The sequence below is a fragment of the Streptomyces chlorus genome (assembly GCF_042655885.1).
GTDB lineage: Bacteria > Actinomycetota > Actinomycetes > Streptomycetales > Streptomycetaceae > Streptomyces > Streptomyces chlorus.
This window is the reverse complement of record NZ_JBHSOA010000044.1, coordinates 23,925-41,499: the sequence shown is the minus strand read 5'-3', so window position 1 is coordinate 41,499 and position 17,575 is coordinate 23,925. Positions and strand designations below refer to the sequence as shown.

Below are 17,575 nucleotides of genomic sequence, written 5' to 3'. Positions count from 1 at the left end.
GTGGGGGTGTTCGTGGGTGCGGTCAGGCGTGTACGCGTACGGAGTCGGTGGCGGCGGGAAGGGCGGCCTCCCGTTCGCGCACCAAGGGCAGGACGCGGCGGCCGAAGTACTCGACCTCCTCGTGGTAATGCAGGAAGCCGAGGAGAAGGAGGTCCACGCCGAGCCGCTTGTAGGCGACGATCCGCTCGGCGATCTGCTCCGGGGTGCCGATCAGCCCGGTACGGAAGCCGTCGTTGTACTGGACCAGGTCCTCGAATGTGGAGTCCTGCCACATGCCCCTGCCGTCGGCCGTGGACCTGCCGGCCTGCTTGACGGCAGCACCGAAGCCCTCGACAGCCTCGGAGTCGGCCTTGGCGACGATCTCCCGGAGGGTGTCGCGGGCCTCGGCCTCGGTGTCGCGGGCGATGAGGAATCCGTTGAGGCCGAACTTCGGGGGCCTGCGCCCGGCCAGGGCAGCGGCCCGGTGGACGTCCGCGATCTGTTCGACGACCCCGTCGTGGTTCCGGCCGTTGGAGAAGTACCAGTCGGAGACCCGGCCGGCCATGGCGCGGGCGGCAGTGGAGTTGCCGCCCTGGAAAATCTCCGGGTGCGGACGCTCCTGTGTGTTCAGCGGCTTGGGCTTGAGCGAGAAGTCACGCAACCGGTAGAAGTCACCGGCGAGTTCGGCGTGATCCTCGGTCCAGATGGTACGCAGCGCGCGGATGAACTCCTCGGAGCGGCGGTAGCGTTCGTCGTGCTCCAGCCAGGGCTCGCCAAGGGCGGTGAACTCGCCTTTGAACCAGCCGCTGACCACGTTGACCGCGAAGCGGCCGTTCGACAGATGGTCGGCGGTTGCGCCGAACTTCGCCAGGACACCCGGGTGCCAGAGCCCGGGGTGGACGGCGGCGATGACTTTCAGACGCTCGGTGGCCAGCAGCAGCGCGAGGCTGAAACCGGTGGACTCGTGCTGGTATTCAGCACCGTAACTGGCCATGTAACGCACCTGGCTGAGGGCGTAGTCGAAGCCGTTGTTCTCGGCGAGGACAGCGAGTTCCCGGTTGTACTCGTATCCCCAGTCGGTACGTTGTTCGATGGTGCTGGTGACCAGGCCGCCGCTGACATTGGGGACCCAGTAGGCGAATTTCACGGGATCTGCGGGCATGCGGAACTCCTGTTGCGGAATACAGAGGTGTGCATGTCAGGGGTATGAGGCAGGCGTGTGAGCACGCCGAATTCACTCAGCGCGAAAGGGCACGGAATTCAGGCGTGGGGGGAGAGCACGCGCGGTGGCCCCGAAGGCGGCTGCGACGTGCGGAACGGGCGGCGGATCGGGTGGATCAGGCCGCGACGCGACAGGAGGCGCTGGAAACGCGCGCGAGGTCGACGTGGCGTCGCCGCGTGAGGTCCAGTCGCTTCGTCATGCCGTCGATCGTGGCAGCCCCCGGTCGTCACCGTCAAGGGAAACCCGACAGATCTCGCATGACGGGCCATTGAATTTCACGAACCTGTGACAGGGAAACCCTTGAACAGGCCGGGAATGCGTCCGCATTCTGTCGCCATGCGGACGGAACAGCTGGAATACATCGCGGCCGTGACCCGGCTGGGTTCGCTGCGCCGGGCGGCGGAGGAACTGCGGCTCTCTCAGCCCGCGCTGAGCGAGACCGTACGGAATCTGGAACGCGAACTGGGCGTCGCTCTCCTGGAACGCAAACGCTCCGGGGCGACGATGAGCGCGGCGGGGCAGGAGTTGCTGCCCCACATCGTCGACATCCTGGACGCGGTGGACCGGCTGCGCGCGGCAGCGGGCGAACAGCACCGCATCCGGCGGATGGTGCGCGTCGGCACGGTCAACGCGGCGACCGTGCCCCTGCTGATGCCGGTCGTGCGGAAGTTCCGGACCGAGCATCCGCTCACACAGGTCGAGGTGGTCGGCGCGCAGCAGACGGACATTCACCGGGCGCTGCTGGAGGGCGGTTTCGATCTCGGGCTGGTGAACCACCTGGAGGGCGACGACATGCCGGCCGAGTTCGAGTCCACCGAGCTGCTGCGCGGTCGGCCCGTGGTGTGCCTGCGGGCGGACAGCCCGCTGGCGGCGCGGGCGGAGGTGTCGGCGGACGAACTGCTCACCGAGCCCTTGATCGCGATGCGCTCGGGCTATGTGATGCACCGCTATGTGCACCGGCTCCTGGAGGGCCGCTCGCCGGCGTTCGCGTACTCCACCGACGGCGCGGAGATGGGCAAGCTGATGGTCGCCGAAGGGCTCGGCGTGACGGTGCTGCCGGAGTTCAGTGTCGTCGGGGATCCGCTGGAGCGGCAGGGTGCGATCGTGTGCCGGCCGCTGGCAGGCGACCGGGTGCGGGTGCTGCTCATGCTGCGAAGGCGCAGGTCGGAGGCTGTGCCGCTGGCGGCCAGCGCCCTGCACGACCTCTTCGTGCACCGGGCCCGGGCGCTGCGGGCGACATCGGCCGAGCCCCGTGGGGAGGAGCGGGGCGGGGCAGGACGGGGCGGGGCGGACGCCCCATTCCGACCTCTACACATAAAGGGAAAATAAGTGCAGAATGAATCCAAGCGGCGCTTACCGTATACCGCCCCAGAAGCGGTCAGGCCTGCTAGTCAAAGGAGACGACTCATGGCCAACGTCTCGCATCGCCGTGGTGACATCACAAGCCACCCCGATGCCCCAGAAATGCGGGCACGGTACGACCGTATGATCGGCGGTCGTGATGTGGTCCTGGTGGACGGACCGGTGTTCCTGCTCGGCCTCTACTGTGCGGTGTCCCCCTGGATACTCCACTACACGACGAGCCAGCCCGCTCTCGTGCCCCACAACCTGATCGTCGGCATCGCGATCGGTCTGCTCGCCCTCGGCTTCACCGCCGCGCCGTCGCGCATGTACGGCCTCAGCGGAGCCATGTGCGCCCTCGGCGTGTGGATGATCGTCTCGCCGTGGATCGTCGGCACCAATCCGGACGCGGGCGTCATCTGGAACAACATCATCATCGGCGCCCTGACCCTGGTGCTCGGCATCATGTGCGCCGGCACGGCGTCCAGGAGCGCCCCGAGGACCTAGGGTTTTCCGTCTGGATGATGCCGGGCTCGTAGGGTCCGGCATCATCCACACGACAGACCCCGGGCTCCCGGCCGCAGAAGGAAACCGAACGAGCACGGGCCGGGCCGCGTTCACCGCGGACCGGCTCCTTCGTCTCCGGACCCGGCCCGCTCGTCCGTACCGGACGGGCATGCCCGAAGCGGCCGGGCGAGCGCGCGGGGCCCGGGGCCCGGATGTCGGGGGAATGCCCCCGCCGACCGTGGGCACAAGCTCTGCAAGCGAGTTGTTTCGAGGAGGAGGGGCGAGATGGAGATCGGCGGCATCATCAGTGCCATCATCATCGGCATTGTCATCGGAGTCCTGGGCCGGCTCGTGGTCCCGGGTCGCCAGCGCATCGGGATTCTGTGGACGATCCTCGTCGGCATCGTCGCCGCGCTCATCGGCTCGGCGATCGCCTCGGCGTTCGGGGTGGCCGACACCAAGGGCGTCGACTGGGTCGAGTGGCTCATCCAGATCGGCCTCGCCGCATTGGGTGTGGCCGCGCTGGACCGGGTGAAGATGCGCCGCTGACGCGAGAGGTCCGGCGGCTCGGGGCGCACACGGAGAACAGCACCGGCACGGGTCCGGCGGGAACACGCCGCGAGAGTGCGTGTCCCCGCCGGACCCGTTCGTGTCCCCGGATGCCGGAGCGCCTACGAGGTGATCGGGGCGGGTACTTCAGCGGCGGCTCAGTTGATCCGAAGGCAGCGCGACACTGTGCCCCGCGGTGATCCTCGAAGGACTGGGCTCTCAGGACCGACGACGACGGCCGCAGATCCGTACCGCAGCCCCGGCGGCCATGAGCGTCGGTCCCGCGGCGAGGACCGGAAGGCCAGGGCCCGGAAGGACGTACAGGAGAGCGCCCGCCGCGGTGGCCACGGCTCCGATCGACAGCACGGCGGAGCCGACAGAGGACACGGACACACGGAGCTCCCAACGGGTGGCGGACCTGGGCAGGATGCTGGTGGTGGCCGATACTACGGGGCGTACACGTACGGGATCGTCGTGGTGAGCGGGGCGAAGCCGAGGCGTTCCAGGATCGGGCGGCTTTGGCTGGAGGCGTCGACCTGGAGGTAGCGGCAGCCGCGCTCGGCGGCGACCCGTGCCCGGTGGGCCACCAGCGCGCGGTAGATGCCCCTGCCCCTCCAGGCATCGACGGTGCCTCCACCCCAGAGACCGGCGAACCGGGTGCCGGGCACGAGCTCCATCCGGGCCGCACTCACCGGATCCCGGCCGGCCAGGGCCACCACGGCGACCACGGTGTCGGGCGCCGCGGTGAGCCGGTCGAGCAGCTGGTGCCGCAGCCAGGAAGCGTCGGCCCGGAACGCCTTCTCGTGCACGTCGACCACCAGGTCGACGCCCGCCCGGTCGGTGACGGGCACGATCCGGACGCCCTCGGGGGGCTCGGTGTCGAGGCGCAGCTCGGGGATCTCGCCGATCATCAGCGTCTCCTCGGGTCCGGGCGTGAACCCCGCCGCCACGAGCCGCTGCCCGAGGTCCGCGGGCAGATCATGGCCGTACAGCTTCCACTCGAACTCGCGGTTCAGCCCGGTGAAGTACGCGATCTGCGCGGCGATCACCACGTCCGCATCCGTCCCCCGCGGGTCCGGGCCGCCCTCGCGCCGCTCCTCCGCCGCCCCGCCCAGGCCGGACCAGACGACGCCGTTCCAGCCGTGCCGCGGGGCGGTCTGGCGCACCACCGGGCCGATGCGTTCGACGCGGGCGTCGGGGCCGTCCGGCCGCGCGCCTTCGCGCAGCTCACGGTCGAACAGGGCGAGTACCGCGGCGTGATCCATACGGCACACCCCAACACGGGACCGCCCGGCCTGGCAACGGGATTTGGCATCGCGTCCGCACGGCGCCCGAGCATAGGGTTGCCGTCTACCCACTCCCCGGGAGAAAGGCCTCGCCCCATGGTTGTGAAGGACACCGAACTGCCCTATCTGCGCCGCTGCGTGGAGCTGGCCACCGAGGCGCTGGAGGCCGGGGACGAGCCGTTCGGTTCGGTCCTGGTGGCCGACGACGGCACCGTACTCGCCGAGGACCACAACCGGGTGGCCTCCGGGGACCGTACCCGGCACCCCGAGTTCGAGCTGGCGCGCTGGGCGGCGGCCCGGATGACGCCCGGTGAGCGGGCCGCCGCCACTGTGTACACCTCCGGCGAGCACTGCCCGATGTGTGCCGCCGCGCACGCCTGGGTGGGCCTCGGCCGGATCGTGTACGTCGCCTCCTCCGCCCAGTTGGGTTCCTGGCTCACCGAGCTGGGCGTGCCCGCGCCGCCGGTGCGGACGCTGCCCGTGAGCGAGATCGCCCCCGGCGTGACCGTGGACGGGCCCGTCCCCGAACTGACGGAGGCCGTGCGGCAGCTGCACCACAGGTTCCACCGCGCGGGCGGCTGACCCGGCGTGGGGGGGGCGCCGTCCCAAGGGCCCTGTCCCCCGTCGGCCTCAGGCCTGCGTGCCCGTGCCCGCTCCCAGGCGGGAGCGGCGGTACAGGGCGACCCCGCCGAGGAAGAGCGCCACTCCGGTGGCGAGGACCGGGAAAGTCTGGTCCGCGCCCGTTTCGGCGAGGGCGCTCGAGCCGACGGGGGCGACCGTTGCCTGCCTTCCGGACATGGTCGCGGGCACGCACCCGCACCGGAGAGAACGCGGGCACGCCGGCCGGATCATGGCTTGTCCGAAAGTCGCACACCGTTCACTCCGCGGAGCGCCCGCCGCTCGAACTCCGGCACCGGCTGCCGAACGGAGACACGGGGCGACGGGCTCCAGGGCGCCAGGCCGGGCACGGCAGGGCGCCGTCCGGCCGACAGGCGGGGCCGGTGGGGTCCCCGTATCGTGATCGAGGGCGCCGGTTCCCGGTCCGCTGTGGGGCGCCCCTGGAGGCATCGATGCTGGCCAAGCTCTCCATGCGACTCCCGGTCCGGCGCTGCGCGGTCACCGGGGCGGCCGGACTGGCCCTGCTGGGCGCAGGTCTCCCGGCGGCCGCCACCGAGAACCCCGGCCTCGACCGGTTCTACGACCAGAAGATCAAGTGGTCGGCGTGCGAGGGCGCGGACCTGCCCGAGGACCTGCAGTGCGGGAAGATCACCGTCCCGGTCGACTACGCCGAACCCGGCAAAGGTGCCCTCGAACTGGCCCTCGCCCGCTACCGCGGCACGGGTGACCCCCGTGGCTCGGTGGTGCTGAACTTCGGCGGGCCGGGCGGTTCGGGGGTCCTCGGGCTCGCCCACGGCGGCAAGGAGTTCATGGGCCTCACCGACGATTACGACGTGGTGTCCTTCGACCCGCGCGGTGTCGGCCGCTCCTCACCGGTCAGCTGCGGCACGAAGGCCACCGGTCAGGCGCTGGAAGCAACCGGCGGCGAGGACCTGGCCGATCCGCGGAAAACGCTCGCTCAGCTGCGCGAGGTGGCGGCCGAGTGCACCCGGCGCTCGGGCCCGGTCCTGCCGCACATCGGCACCGTGAACGTCGCACGGGACCTGGACGTCATGCGGCAGGCGCTCGGCGACAAGAAGCTCAACTACCTGGGCTTCTCCTACGGAACCCGGCTGGCCGCGGTGTACGCGGCCCGGTTCCCCGAGAGGGTGGGCCGGTTGGTACTGGACGGGGTGGACACGCTGACCGAACCGCTGGCCGAACAGGGGCTGGCGAGCGTACGGGGCCAGCAGACCGCGCTCGAGCACTTCCTGACCTGGTGCACCGAGGGCATCGCCTGCCCGTTCGGCCAGGACCCGCGCAAGGCAAGGCAGTTGGCCGTGAAGCTGGTCAACTCGCTCGACGAGAACCCCGTACCGACCGATTTCGGCTACGCGTTCACCGGCCAGGACCTCGCGGTCGCCCTGGGCCAGGGCCTCTACAGCAGGGAACTGTGGCCCTTGCTGCAACGGGCGCTCGCGGAGCTGATGGAGGACGGGGACACACGCGGGGTGGAGGCCTTCGCCACCGGCGGGGTGACACTCCCCCTGCCGCATCGCGCCGACGATCCGCTCGTCGACGAGGAGGAGGTGCCGCTGGACAACCTGCCGGCCGCGCTGATGGCGGTGAACTGCGCGGACGATCCCGACCGCCCGGCCGCCGAGCAGGTGACCCGGGACCTCGACCGGCTGCGCACCGCCTACGAGGATGCCTCCCCGGTCTTCGGCCGCTACCGGCTCGCCCAGGTGCTGATGTGCCACGGCCGCCCCAAGGGGACCGACTTCATCCGAGCGAAGGTCAAGGACGTCGACACTCCGAAGATGCTGCTGGTCGGCACCCGGGGCGACCCGGCCACGCCGTACCGGTGGACGGTGGAGACGGCCGAGCGGCTCGGCCCGTCGGCCGTGGTGCTGGACAACCGGGCCGAGGGCCACACCGGCTACGGATCGTCCGACTGCGTCCACCGCGCGATCGACGACTTCCTCCTCTACGGCACCTTGCCGCCCAGCGGCAGCTCCTGCGGCGCCGAGGACGGCACCCGCCCATGAGCCCCTACCCGAACGACGCAACGAATGCCCCAAATGCCCGATCCGCGATTCGGCTCTATGGTGCTGTCATGGAGCACGATCTGAGTCCCGCAACCCTTGCCGAGCTTCGACGCCCGCGCCCCTACCCCGCGGTGTCGGTGCTGACACCGACGCACCGGCGCGATCCCCTCAACGCCCAGGATCCGGTCCGGCTGCGCAATGTGGTGGCCGAGGCCAAGAAACAGCTGGAGGCCGATCCCGCGGTCACCCGGGACCGGCGTGGAGAAGTGGAGCTGCAGCTCGACCGGGCCCTGGCCGAGGTCGACCTGACGCACACCGAGGACGGCCTGGTCATCTTCGCCGCCCCGGGCGAGCACCAGGTGTGGTCACTCGCCCGGTCGGTGCCGGAGCGTGTGGTGCTCTCGGACACCTTCCTCACCCGCAACCTGGTGTCCGCCCACACGGCGGAGCGCCCCTTCTGGGTGCTGTCCGTCTCCCCGGACCGGGCCACGCTGTGGAACGGCGGCACGGACCGGGTCACCGAGGAGCACGCCGGCGCCTTCCCCCTGATCCGCACCGTGGAGAACTTCGACCCCGAGCGCGTGGAGCAGATCGGCGATCAGCCGAGCGCCTTCCGGGACGAAGGCACCCGCCGGTTCCTGCGCGAGACCGACACCGCGATGGGCGCGATCCTGCGCGAGCATCCGCGGCCCTTGTACGTCACCGGGGAGCCGGCCGCGCTGTCCCTGCTGGGCGAGGCCGGCGGTGTGGCCCGGGACGCGGTGCACGTCCAGCACGGCGGCCTTGCGCACGGCACGCCCGACGCGGTGTGGCAGGCCCTGCGCCCCGTGCTCGAGAGCGAGGCCCGCAAGAGCACCGAGGACGTCCGCCGGGCCCTGGAGACGGCCCGCGGGCGCAAGAGGTTCGCGGCCGGGGTCGACGAGCTGTGGCAGAACACCCGGGACGGGCGGGTCCAGTTGCTGGCCGTCGAGGAGAACTTCCGGGTGACGGTGCGCGACGCGGGCGAGCATCTGGTCGCCGCAGAGTCCGGCGACCTGGACGCCCGCGAGGACATCGTGGACGAGCTGGTCGAGCAGTGCCTGGAGACGGGCGCCGAGGTCCGCTTCGTCCCGGACGGCGCTCTCGGGGACGCGGACCGGATCGCGGGCGTACTGCGGTACTGAGGCAGGCGGAGCAGGCAGGCCCCAGGGGCTGCCGCACGTTCCGTCGCGAGGTGCCTGTCCCGTCCCGGGGTGCCCGGCCGGAATCCGGTCGGGCACCCCGGGATGAGGGCGGCGCGGATCGCTTCTGCGAACAAACACCTGTCCGTCGAACATGCGTGCGTGCGGTCGGTGTCGACCGGAATCCTCATCAAGTCACTTGCGCCCCAAGGGATTTGGCCTGCCAATTCGGTACCCGGCACATGCCCCCGAGTAGCTCCGCGAAGACGGTGGCATACGCCATGGGCATGACCTCAAGGTGTCTTGCCGAATCCCTTACAGGGCGTGGCGGGCTGTGCCACAGTCGTAACGGCCCCCCCACCCGACTCTGGCCCGAACCGTCCCACATCGGAGTGCGTCATGCCGCCCCACCTCTCCGCTGACCGCTCAAAAGCCCAGCCGCCAGGACGCGGCCCGGTCGACGCGCTCATCTCGCAGACCCGGCGGCTCAAGGACGACGTGGACGCCGTACGGCGCGGCACCCCGGCGGACACATCGGACCCGCAGGACCGCTGGCAGCGCGCACTGTACGACCTGGCACTGCACCAGCTCAACGACCTGGACGAGCACCTGGCCCAGCTGCGGGACGGCCCGCTGCCCGTACCCGCGCCGGCCGGGCCCGCGCCCACCACGCAGTCCACGCCGAGGCAGGGCGCCCTGCTCAGCCGAGTCGGCAGTGCCGAGTGGAACCTGCTGTCGGACGAGGCCAGTTGGTCCGGGGAGCTGTACCGCATCCTGGACCGCGACCCGGCCGCTCCGCCGCTCACCCTCGACGAGCTGCCGTCGCTGGTGCACGACGAGGACCGGCCGAGGCTCACGGCGATGGTCACGGGCTGTCTCGTCGACGCCCGGCCCATCGACGGCGAGTTCCGGCTGATACGCCCGGACGGCAGCGTCCGGACCGTGCACATGATGGGCGAACCGGTCCTCGGGACCGACGGCAGTACCGCCTCGATGTGGGCCGTGCTGCGGGACGTCAGCGAACTGCGCCGGTACCGACGGGCGGTCAGCGAGACCCGTGACTCGCTGCGCCACCCGGGACAGGACGCGGCGCGGAGCGAGCACCGGCTCGCGGTCGAGCTGCAGGAAGCCGTGCTGCCGGCGTGGCGCGACTCCCTGCGGCTCCCGCGAAGGGGGCCCCGGACCCTGGACGTCGCCGCCCGGCACCTCCCGTCGGCGACGGGTGCGGCGACCGGCGGAGCGTGGTACGACGCCCTCGAACTGTCCGACGGCACCGCCCTGCTCAGTGTCGGCGAGCTGACCGGGCAGGGCGTCGGCGTGGCCTCGGGCATGGCGATGCTGCTCGGCGCCATGCGGGGCATGGCGATGTCCGGCACCGAGCCCGGACCGCTGATGGCCTGCCTCAACCGGTTACTGGACGCCACCGGGCAGCCCGCCCTCGGCAGCGGTCTCTGCCTGCGCTACCGGCCCGAGACACGCTCCCTGGTGTGGGCGCAGGCCGGACACCCCGTCCCCCTGCTGTTCCGCAGCGGAACGGGGCGCCCGCTGGACGCCCCGGACGGCGTCCTGCTGGGCGCCGCCCCGGCCGCCTCCTACGGGCAGGCCGAGGAGACCCTCGAGGCCGGCGACCTGCTGCTGCTGCACACCGACGGGCTGGTGCCCGGACGGGCCGGGGCCGCATCCGTCCGCCGACTGGTCGACCTGGCCCCGCAGTTCACGAAAAGCCGTACCGCGCAGGAGTGTCTGCTGGCCGTCCTGCGGGAGTTCGGTGACAGAGAACGCGAGGACGACGCCTGTGTGCTCGTCGCCCGGGTGGCCTCGTAAGGCTCCTGAGCCTCTGATCCGGCGTCGACGCCTCGTACGAGAAGCACAACGGGCCTCGCGATGAAGCGCCCGTGCTCCCCCGGCCCCGCTACGCCCGTGCGCTGCCCCCCTTGCCCCTGGGCCTCGGCAGGGCCGCCCTGATCTCCTCCCGCAGTTCCTGGATCCTGGGATACGAGGAGTACTCGGCGGTGAGCCGGTACATCTCGCGCAGCCGGTCCCAGGTACGGCGCGAGGAGTTGGAGCCCATCGACATCAGTGCGAGACGCGCGTACCGGTCGGCCTGTTCCGGGTCGTCGGCGATGAAGCAGGCGGAGGCCATGGAGAGGTGGTCGAAGATCTTCGACCGCTCCCTGCCGTCGATGCGCAGGGACAGCGCCTTCTCCGCGTAGTGCTGGGCGTGCACCGCCGCGCCGGGCTCGAACTCGGCCAGCGTGCGGTAGGCCAGGGCGTGCATGCCGTACAGGTCCTCGTCCTTGAAGGTCTGCATCCAGTCCGGCGGCTCCTGGTCCGGCCCCCGGTCGGAGACGAACAGGTCCTCGGCCCGGCCCAGGGTGCGGCGCATCGCCCGCCCCTTGCCCATGGACGCCTGTGCCCAGGCCTCGATGGTGTGGAACATCGCGCGGGTGCGCGGCAGGGCCTCCTCGCCCGAGCCCGAGTGGGCGAGTTTCAGCAGGTCCAGGGCCTCGTCGGGCCGGCCGAGGTGGACCATCTGGCGGGCCGCGCGGGACAGTGCCTCCCCCGCGCGCGGCCGGTCGCCGCCCTCCCGGGCGGCGTGCGCGGCGATGACGAAGTACTTCTGCGCCGTGGGTTCCAGGCCGACGTCGTGCGACATCCACCCGGCGAGGACGGCGAGGTTGGCGGCGACGCCCCACAGGCGCCGCTGGAGATGGGGTGGGTGGTGGTAGGCGAGCATGCCGCCCACCTCGTTGAGCTGGCCGACCACCGCCTTGCGCTGGAGGCCGCCGCCCCGGGCGGCGTCCCAGGCGCGGAACACCTCCACGGAGCGCTCGAGTTCCTCGATCTCCTGGGACCCGATGGGGGCGGCCTCGTACCGGTCGTACCCGGCGGAGTCGGCGTGCAGCGGATGGTCGAGCCGGGGAGCGTCAGTGGTCAGGGCGGGATCCGTGTGCAGCCAGTCGTGCATGGCGCCGGTGAGTGCGGATCCCGCGGTGAGCGCGGCGCCCGCGCCCACCAAGCCGCGTCGGTTGAGCATGAGGTCCATTCCCGTGAATTCGGTGAGGACCTCGGCCGTCCGCTCGGGCGCCCACGGCACACCGTCGGGATGTTCCGTACTCCCGCCGCTCTGCCGTTTCCCCGTACGCCCGTGCCGGACCAGACCGAGATCCTCGATGGTCACGACACGGCCGAGACGCTCGGTGAACAGGGCCGCCAGCACCCGTGGGACGGGATCGCGCGGGATCTCTCCCATGTCGATCCAGCGCCGCACTCGGGAGGTGTCGGTCGCCAGCTGGGGATGGCCCATGGCCGCCGCCTGCCGGTTGACCAGCCTCGCGAGTTCGCCCTTGGACCAGCCGGCCAGGCCGAACAGGTCCGAGAGCCGGGTGTTGGGTTGTCCGCTCACATCAAGCCCCCAGGTTCTCGGCTGAGTTGACAGTAGCCGGGTGAAAGATGCCGGGCGACTATTCGCCAGGGTTCGCCAGGGTGCGCCAGATGGTGTGCCAGGGGTCATCGGGTGTCGAGTAGGAATGCGCCACCACGACCCGGTCTTGGCCGGGGCATTCCCCAGGATGCGCCTGGGCGACCGGGCCGTGTGGTGCACTGACGTCGCAGGCACACGAAGGGATCTGTATCACCCATGTACGCAGCATCGTCCTCCGTGTCCGCCCCGCCCCGGCCGCTCCGTCCGCGTCCGGCGGACAGCGGCCCCTACCTCGCCCCCGCTCGCCAGGTGGCCCCCGTACTCGGTGCGGGCAAGACACGGCGCGCCCCGGGCTCCGGCCCCCAGCAGCTCAGCGGCCGGCTCGACCTGTCCGGCCCCCAGGGCGCCCAGTTACGCTCGGCGATCGCGTCGGTGCACCGCATCTGTCCGGAGTTCGCGCCGGTGCAGGTACTGCGCCGCAACGGCCGGTCCGTTCTCCTGGTCGGTACGACCGGCCGGAGCACCGCGGTGGCCAAGTGCTTAACGGATCACTCGCCCGCCTGGGCCGAGCGGTTCCGGCACGAGATAGCGGTCTACCGCTCGTTCGTCCGGCATCGCCCGCCCGCGCGGGCACCCCGGCTGATCGCGGCGGACCCGGACAACTGCACCCTGGTGATCGAGCGGATGCCCGGCCGGGTGGCGGCACTGCAGCGGCACCCGGTGGAGGCACCACCACGGGCGGACATCAGGGCCGCGCTCGGCGCGATCTGCCGGCTGAACACATGGCGCCCGCCCTCCGGTACGTTCGACGCCCCGCTGGACTACGCGGCGCGGATCGCCCGCTATCACGAGCTGGGTCTGCTCACCGACCGGGACATGGGCGATCTGCAGAAGCTGCTGCACGGCATCGCGCACGCGGCAGGGCGCCACGGCATGGGCCAGTTCTGTCACGGCGACGCGCTGCTCTCCAACATCCTGATCTCACCGGCCGGTCCAGTGCTGGTGGACTGGGAGCACGCGGGCTGGTACCTGCCGGGCTACGACCTGGCGACGCTGTGGGCGATCCTCGGGGACGCGCCGGTGGCGCGGCGGCAGATCAGCCAGATCGCGCAGTCGGCGGGCCATGCCTCACGCGACGCGTTCCTGGTGAACCTGATGCTGGTGCTGACGCGTGAGATCCGTACCTACGAGACGGCCGTGCAGCGTTCGATGCACGATGCGCCCCCGGTGGCGCCGAACGCGGCCCAGCCGGGCGCGCTGCCGTCCGGCGAGGAGCAGCGGCTGCTGCTGCGGCGGCTGCACGACGACTGTCAGTTGGCCCGCAAGGCCGTGCGCGCGGCGGTCGGCACGCGCTGACCCCACAGGACGTGCGAAGGCCCGCAGTGCTTCCCGGTGGGGAGGCGCCGCGGGCCTTCGCACGTCCTGGCGCGTTCCCCCGGGTCTCGGCACGGTGTTGGCACGTTCCCGGAATTTCACGGCCGGTTCCCGGCGCCATCGGTGTACGCCATTGACGTACCGCAGGTCTCCGGGCCGCCGCCACGAAAGTCCCGTGGACCCCGAGTGGCAGGGGAATCACTCCTCTCCTGGGCATGATTGACGGATCATCGGCCAGCCGGTAGCACAGACGCACCGCCGGCCTCCGTACGGCCCTGTGGCTCGTACGGACCGTCCCGCCCGATCGTCCCAGGAGACCGCGTTGCGAGGATCCCCCACCCGACCCGGCCGTGCGCCGGTCGTCGGTTCCCGCCCTGCCCGCCGTACGGCCGGCGCCCTGGCCGCGGCAGCGCTCACGCTGCCGCTGCTCGGCGCGGCCCCGTCCGCTGCCCCACCGGTTGCCGCCCCGTCCGGCGAGACCCGGCTGCAGGAAGCTTTCGTCGCCGCGGCCACCGCGTACGAGGTGCCGCGGAGCGTGCTGCTGGGCGTCTCCTACCTCCAGTCCCGCTGGGACACGCACGAGGGCGCGCCGAGTGTGACCGGCGGCTACGGTCCGATGCACCTCACGGACGTCCGCACCGCGCTGGCGGCGGCGACGTCGCATCACGACGAGGGGACGGAGGACCCCCGCGGCGATGACGCCCGGCCTCCGCTGCGCCCCGAGGCCCCCGTGCCGCACGCCGGTTCTCTCCCGGACCGGCTGGCCACCCTGCCGAAGGCGGCCGAGCTGACCGGGCTGAGCGCCGAGCGGCTGCGCGACGACCCGGCCGCGAACGTGGCGGGCGGCGCCGCGCTGCTGGCCGAGTCCCAGCGGGAGCTCGGCGGGGCGCCGAGCGAGGACCCGGCGGACTGGTACGGCGCGGTGGCCCGTTTCTCCGGAGCGGATGACACCGCGTCGGCGGCGGCGTACGCGGACGAGGTCTACGAGGTGATCCGCGCCGGTGCGCACCGGGTCACGGACACGGGAGAGCCGGTCGCCCTGGCCGCCCGTCCGGACCTCGCCCCAAACCGGTCGGCGCTACCCGGCACCGGTCTGCGGACCGTGTCCGCCGGCTCCACCACCGCCACGGAGTGTCCCGCGACGGTGTCCTGCGAGTGGATCCCGGCGCCGTACGAGGAGTTCGGGGACGGCGACTACGGCAACCACGATCTGTCGGACCGTCCTGCCTCGCAGCCGATCCGGTACGTCGTCGTCCATGACACCGAGGGCGCCTGGGAGGGTGTTCTCAGCATGGTGCAGGACCCCACCTATGTGTCGTGGCACTACAGTCTGCGCTCGACCGACGGTCACATCGCCCAGCATGTGAAGGTGAAGGACGTGCCCTGGCACGCGGGCAACTGGTACGTCAACGCCGGGTCGATCGGGCTGGAGCACGAGGGCTTCCTGGCGGAACCGGACGCCTGGTACACCGAGGCGATGTACCGTTCCTCGGCCCGTCTGGTGCGGTATCTCGCCGAGAAGTACGACATCCCTCTGGACCGGCAGCACATCCTCGGTCACGACACCGTGCCGGGTACGACCGCGGCGACCGTGCCCGGCATGCACACGGACCCCGGGCCCTACTGGGACTGGGCGCACTACTTCGAGCTGCTGGGCAGCCCGTTCGAGGCCACGGCCGGGAAGAACGGCGGCCTGGTGACGATCCGCCCCGACTACGCCGCCCACGGCCCGGTGTTCACGGGCTGCGAGACCGCGGGCGAGCCGTGCGCGGTGCACGGGTCCAGTGCGGTACGGCTGTACTCCGATCACGACGAGAAGTCCGCCCTGATCAGGGACATCGGCCTGGGTTCGAACCCGACGACCGGGGTGAACGACCTGTCCTCACGGGTGTCGACCGGCCAGCAGTACGCGGTCGCCGACCGGTGGGACGGCTGGACCGCGATCTGGTACCTGGGGCAGAAGGCCTGGTTCAGGAACCCGAAGGAGCAGCCCACCGCGGTGCCCGCCGCGGGCCGGGTGGTGACCCCGAAAAGGGGCTTGGACTCCGTGCCGGTGTACGGACGCGCCTACCCGGAGAAGGCCGCCTACCCGGAGGGGGTGCCCGTACAGGACGTGTCCCCGCTGCCGTACACGCTGCTGAAGGGCCAGCAGTACGTCACCGGGGGCAAGGTGCCCGGTGAGTACCTGTACGCGGTGACCTTCGACCGGTCCTCGCACCAGGTGGTCCGGGGCAAGGAGCTGTACTACCAGATCCAGTTCGGCCACCGGGTCGCGTTCGTGCGGGCGGCGGACGTGACGGTGAAAACGGTGTAGCGGCGGCCGCCCTGAGGCTCGGTTCCGGCCCTTGTTCCCGGTCGGGGAACAAGGGCCGGTCCGAGCCGGTCAGCCCTGCTGGAACAGTTCGGCGGGCAGCGGCTTGAGGAGGGTGTACAGGTCGTCGGTGATGGGGCGGTCCCAGGCGGCGATGGTGACCAGCACCTTGTCGCTGCGGTCGAACTGCACGCAGGAGATCCGGCTCTCGGAGAGCTTCACCCGGCGCACGATGAGCAGGTTGTCGCCCTGCATCACGGGCACGTCCTCGGTGCCGACGACGGTCACCTCCTCGTCGTTCTCCAGCGCCAACAGCAGCTGTCCGACCTCGAAGGGAACCTCGCCCTCGGGGACCTCGCGGGCCGTGGAGCCCTCCGGCAGATTGCCGATGATCATCGCGGGGCCGCGGCCGCCGAACAGGTCGTAGCGCAGGAAGACGCCCTGGCAGGTGCAGTCGGGGGCGGGCAGCAGCCCGGCGCCCAGATTCCCGGGCCAGTCGCCCGGGTCCATGGCCAGGACGTCGAAGTCGGGTCCAGCGGGAGTGGCGCTGCGGCGGCGGAGGAACGACATGCCGCCATGGTACGTGCCCGGACCCGCGGGCGGACGGCCGGGCGACGCCCGTCACGCCCACCCGGTCCGCCGTTGTCCTCGGCCCTGCGGACAGTCCTTGTGGACGGCCCACAGCTTTTTGCGGGGGCTACTCCTCCGGCGGCGCCGGCGGGACCACCGCGACGGGGCTCGCCGCGTGGAGCAGGACGGCCTGGGTGACGGAGCCCATCATGCGGGCCGGTGCCAGCAGGCGTCGCCGGTGGCGTCCCACGATCACCAGCCCGGCGCCCTCGGAGGCCGCGACCAGGTGCCCGGCGGCGTCCCCGGGCAGCACCCGGATCTCGGTGGTGACCTCTGGGTGCCGTTCACGGTGCGGGGCGAGGAAGCCGTCGGCGAGGATGCGGGTCTCGTGCTCGACGGCGCTCTGGTCGATCTGCGGCGCGGGCATCTCTCCCGGCAGCATCCAGGTCTGCAGGGGCCACGGATAGGCGGCCAGGACGCGGAGCCCGGCGCCGCGCAGGGCGGCCTCACGGAAGGCGAAGGCGAGGGTGGCCTCGTCGGGGCTGTCGACGTTCACGCCGACGACGACGCCGGGACCCGCCCCGGATGCCTCGGCGGGCGTGCCGCTGTCCCGGGCGGGCCGGGGGACCACGACGACGGGGCATTCGGCATCCCGGGCCGCGGCAAGGGAGTTGGAGCCGAGCAGCAGGCTGGCGAAACCGCCGCGACCTCGGGAGCCGAGCACCAGCAGCTGTGCCGTGGCCCCCAGTTCGGGCAGGACGGCGCCGGGAGCGCCGTCCAGGGCGACGAAGTCGACGGCGGGGAGGCCGGTCCGGCCCTCCAGCCGGCCGCGGACCAGACCGAGGACCGCGTCGTCCTCGGCTGCGGGAAGAACGGCGGGCGCCGCGTCGGGCCGTCCCCAGAGGGCGTACTGACGTACGTGCGCCACCCGCAGGGGGGCCTCGCGCCGGTGTGCGGCGTCGAGGGCCCACTCCAGGGCGCGCAGACTGTCGTCCGAACCGTCGACCGCCGCGACGACCGGCTGGCTGCTCATGGGGGTTCCTCACTTCCGGACTACGGCGCTCATTTTCCGGGGCCGGCCTGGCTCGGGCCCGGCCCTGGAAGAGTATCCCTGGTCGTGTGTCCAGAAGATCGGCGGCAACACCTGCCCGGCGGTCCTTCCGCTCACCGGTCGGCAGGCCCCAAGGAGTGCACCCCGGGGCGTACG

16 protein-coding genes are annotated in these 17,575 nt (G+C 71.7%); 9 read left to right on the top strand and 7 right to left on the bottom strand.

The features are described from left to right. Nucleotides 1–22: 22 nt before the first annotated feature. The gene (sfnG, locus tag ACFPZI_RS21155) at nucleotides 23–1,141 is read right to left on the bottom strand and encodes a dimethylsulfone monooxygenase SfnG (protein ID WP_381365162.1); all 1,119 of its coding nucleotides are present in this window, start codon (nucleotides 1,139–1,141) and stop codon (nucleotides 23–25) included. A gap of 175 nt (nucleotides 1,142–1,316) precedes the next feature. Beyond that, nucleotides 1,317–1,400, bottom strand: a complete 84-nt coding sequence (locus ACFPZI_RS21150) for a putative leader peptide (protein WP_350851021.1) — start codon at nucleotides 1,398–1,400, stop codon at nucleotides 1,317–1,319. 137 nt (nucleotides 1,401–1,537) lie between these two features. Between ACFPZI_RS21150 and ACFPZI_RS21145 the strand changes: the two genes are divergently transcribed. From ACFPZI_RS21145 to ACFPZI_RS21135, 3 genes are all read left to right on the top strand, one after another. Beyond that, a complete protein-coding gene (locus tag ACFPZI_RS21145) occupies nucleotides 1,538–2,530 on the top strand; it encodes a LysR family transcriptional regulator (protein ID WP_381365160.1) in 993 nt (330 codons plus the stop codon). Between the two features lie 78 nt (nucleotides 2,531–2,608). Further along, nucleotides 2,609–3,049 carry an SPW repeat protein gene (locus ACFPZI_RS21140; RefSeq protein WP_381365157.1) on the top strand — a complete coding sequence of 147 codons (441 nt, stop codon included), beginning with the start codon at nucleotides 2,609–2,611 and terminating at the stop codon, nucleotides 3,047–3,049. Between the two features lie 285 nt (nucleotides 3,050–3,334). Further along, nucleotides 3,335–3,598: a GlsB/YeaQ/YmgE family stress response membrane protein gene (locus tag ACFPZI_RS21135; RefSeq protein ID WP_381365155.1), complete on the top strand. Its 264-nt coding sequence runs from the start codon at nucleotides 3,335–3,337 to the stop codon at nucleotides 3,596–3,598. Between the two features lie 446 nt (nucleotides 3,599–4,044). On the opposite strand, the gene ACFPZI_RS21130 is transcribed toward ACFPZI_RS21135, so the two are convergent. Then, nucleotides 4,045–4,863 carry a GNAT family N-acetyltransferase gene (locus ACFPZI_RS21130; protein ID WP_381365152.1) on the bottom strand — a complete coding sequence of 273 codons (819 nt, stop codon included), beginning with the start codon at nucleotides 4,861–4,863 and terminating at the stop codon, nucleotides 4,045–4,047. 117 nt (nucleotides 4,864–4,980) lie between these two features. On the opposite strand from ACFPZI_RS21130, the gene ACFPZI_RS21125 reads away from it, so the two are divergent. Further along, nucleotides 4,981–5,466 (top strand): nucleoside deaminase, encoded by a 486-nt coding sequence (locus ACFPZI_RS21125; protein ID WP_381365149.1) that lies wholly within the window; start codon nucleotides 4,981–4,983, stop codon nucleotides 5,464–5,466. A gap of 48 nt (nucleotides 5,467–5,514) precedes the next feature. Here ACFPZI_RS21125 and ACFPZI_RS21120 read toward each other — a convergent pair whose 3' ends face one another. Beyond that, nucleotides 5,515–5,682 (bottom strand): LPXTG cell wall anchor domain-containing protein, encoded by a 168-nt coding sequence (locus ACFPZI_RS21120; protein WP_381365146.1) that lies wholly within the window; start codon nucleotides 5,680–5,682, stop codon nucleotides 5,515–5,517. 272 nt (nucleotides 5,683–5,954) lie between these two features. Here ACFPZI_RS21120 and ACFPZI_RS21115 point away from each other — a divergent pair, with 272 nt between their 5' ends. The 3 genes from ACFPZI_RS21115 to ACFPZI_RS21105 all read left to right on the top strand — a co-directional run bounded on the left by ACFPZI_RS21115 (nucleotide 5,955) and on the right by ACFPZI_RS21105 (nucleotide 10,513). Next, nucleotides 5,955–7,529, top strand: a complete 1,575-nt coding sequence (locus ACFPZI_RS21115) for an alpha/beta fold hydrolase (protein WP_381365143.1) — start codon at nucleotides 5,955–5,957, stop codon at nucleotides 7,527–7,529. A gap of 68 nt (nucleotides 7,530–7,597) precedes the next feature. After that, on the top strand, nucleotides 7,598–8,692 hold the full coding sequence (locus tag ACFPZI_RS21110; RefSeq protein ID WP_381365140.1) for a baeRF3 domain-containing protein: 1,095 nt from the start codon (nucleotides 7,598–7,600) through the stop codon (nucleotides 8,690–8,692). A gap of 396 nt (nucleotides 8,693–9,088) precedes the next feature. After that, entirely contained in the window at nucleotides 9,089–10,513 is a 1,425-nt protein-coding gene (locus ACFPZI_RS21105) for a PP2C family protein-serine/threonine phosphatase (RefSeq protein WP_381365137.1), read from the top strand. Between the two features lie 88 nt (nucleotides 10,514–10,601). Here the strand turns inward: ACFPZI_RS21105 and ACFPZI_RS21100 are convergent, their stop codons facing one another. Then, nucleotides 10,602–12,095 carry a DNA-binding protein NsdB gene (locus ACFPZI_RS21100; RefSeq protein WP_381365134.1) on the bottom strand — a complete coding sequence of 498 codons (1,494 nt, stop codon included), beginning with the start codon at nucleotides 12,093–12,095 and terminating at the stop codon, nucleotides 10,602–10,604. A gap of 234 nt (nucleotides 12,096–12,329) precedes the next feature. Here ACFPZI_RS21100 and ACFPZI_RS21095 point away from each other — a divergent pair, with 234 nt between their 5' ends. Beyond that, complete coding sequence (locus ACFPZI_RS21095) at nucleotides 12,330–13,469, top strand: aminoglycoside phosphotransferase family protein (protein WP_381365131.1); 1,140 nt, start codon at nucleotides 12,330–12,332, stop codon at nucleotides 13,467–13,469. Nucleotides 13,470–13,809: 340 nt separating this feature from the next. After that, on the top strand, nucleotides 13,810–15,801 hold the full coding sequence (locus tag ACFPZI_RS21090) for an N-acetylmuramoyl-L-alanine amidase (protein WP_381365128.1): 1,992 nt from the start codon (nucleotides 13,810–13,812) through the stop codon (nucleotides 15,799–15,801). A gap of 69 nt (nucleotides 15,802–15,870) precedes the next feature. Here ACFPZI_RS21090 and ACFPZI_RS21085 read toward each other — a convergent pair whose 3' ends face one another. Both ACFPZI_RS21085 and ACFPZI_RS21080 read right to left on the bottom strand, forming a co-directional pair. After that, complete coding sequence (locus tag ACFPZI_RS21085; RefSeq protein WP_381365126.1) at nucleotides 15,871–16,368, bottom strand: hypothetical protein; 498 nt, start codon at nucleotides 16,366–16,368, stop codon at nucleotides 15,871–15,873. A gap of 127 nt (nucleotides 16,369–16,495) precedes the next feature. Beyond that, nucleotides 16,496–17,401 carry a universal stress protein gene (locus ACFPZI_RS21080; RefSeq protein WP_381365123.1) on the bottom strand — a complete coding sequence of 302 codons (906 nt, stop codon included), beginning with the start codon at nucleotides 17,399–17,401 and terminating at the stop codon, nucleotides 16,496–16,498. Between the last annotated feature and the right edge of the window lie 174 nt (nucleotides 17,402–17,575).

What these genes read in the sequence shown, in the direction of transcription:
- ACFPZI_RS21120 (WP_381365146.1), bottom strand. Translation starts at nt 5,682, where the DNA reads ATGTCCGGAAGGCAGGCAACGGTCGCCCCCGTCGGCTCGAGCGCCCTC.
- ACFPZI_RS21080 (WP_381365123.1), bottom strand. Translation starts at nt 17,401, where the DNA reads ATGAGCAGCCAGCCGGTCGTCGCGGCGGTCGACGGTTCGGACGACAGT.
- ACFPZI_RS21085 (WP_381365126.1), bottom strand. Translation starts at nt 16,368, where the DNA reads ATGTCGTTCCTCCGCCGCCGCAGCGCCACTCCCGCTGGACCCGACTTC.
- ACFPZI_RS21135 (WP_381365155.1), top strand. Translation starts at nt 3,335, where the DNA reads ATGGAGATCGGCGGCATCATCAGTGCCATCATCATCGGCATTGTCATC.
- ACFPZI_RS21140 (WP_381365157.1), top strand. Translation starts at nt 2,609, where the DNA reads ATGGCCAACGTCTCGCATCGCCGTGGTGACATCACAAGCCACCCCGAT.
- ACFPZI_RS21150 (WP_350851021.1), bottom strand. Translation starts at nt 1,400, where the DNA reads ATGACGAAGCGACTGGACCTCACGCGGCGACGCCACGTCGACCTCGCG.
- ACFPZI_RS21095 (WP_381365131.1), top strand. Translation starts at nt 12,330, where the DNA reads ATGTACGCAGCATCGTCCTCCGTGTCCGCCCCGCCCCGGCCGCTCCGT.
- ACFPZI_RS21130 (WP_381365152.1), bottom strand. Translation starts at nt 4,863, where the DNA reads ATGGATCACGCCGCGGTACTCGCCCTGTTCGACCGTGAGCTGCGCGAA.
- ACFPZI_RS21110 (WP_381365140.1), top strand. Translation starts at nt 7,598, where the DNA reads ATGGAGCACGATCTGAGTCCCGCAACCCTTGCCGAGCTTCGACGCCCG.
- sfnG (WP_381365162.1), bottom strand. Translation starts at nt 1,141, where the DNA reads ATGCCCGCAGATCCCGTGAAATTCGCCTACTGGGTCCCCAATGTCAGC.
- ACFPZI_RS21115 (WP_381365143.1), top strand. Translation starts at nt 5,955, where the DNA reads ATGCTGGCCAAGCTCTCCATGCGACTCCCGGTCCGGCGCTGCGCGGTC.
- ACFPZI_RS21145 (WP_381365160.1), top strand. Translation starts at nt 1,538, where the DNA reads ATGCGGACGGAACAGCTGGAATACATCGCGGCCGTGACCCGGCTGGGT.
- ACFPZI_RS21105 (WP_381365137.1), top strand. Translation starts at nt 9,089, where the DNA reads ATGCCGCCCCACCTCTCCGCTGACCGCTCAAAAGCCCAGCCGCCAGGA.
- ACFPZI_RS21125 (WP_381365149.1), top strand. Translation starts at nt 4,981, where the DNA reads ATGGTTGTGAAGGACACCGAACTGCCCTATCTGCGCCGCTGCGTGGAG.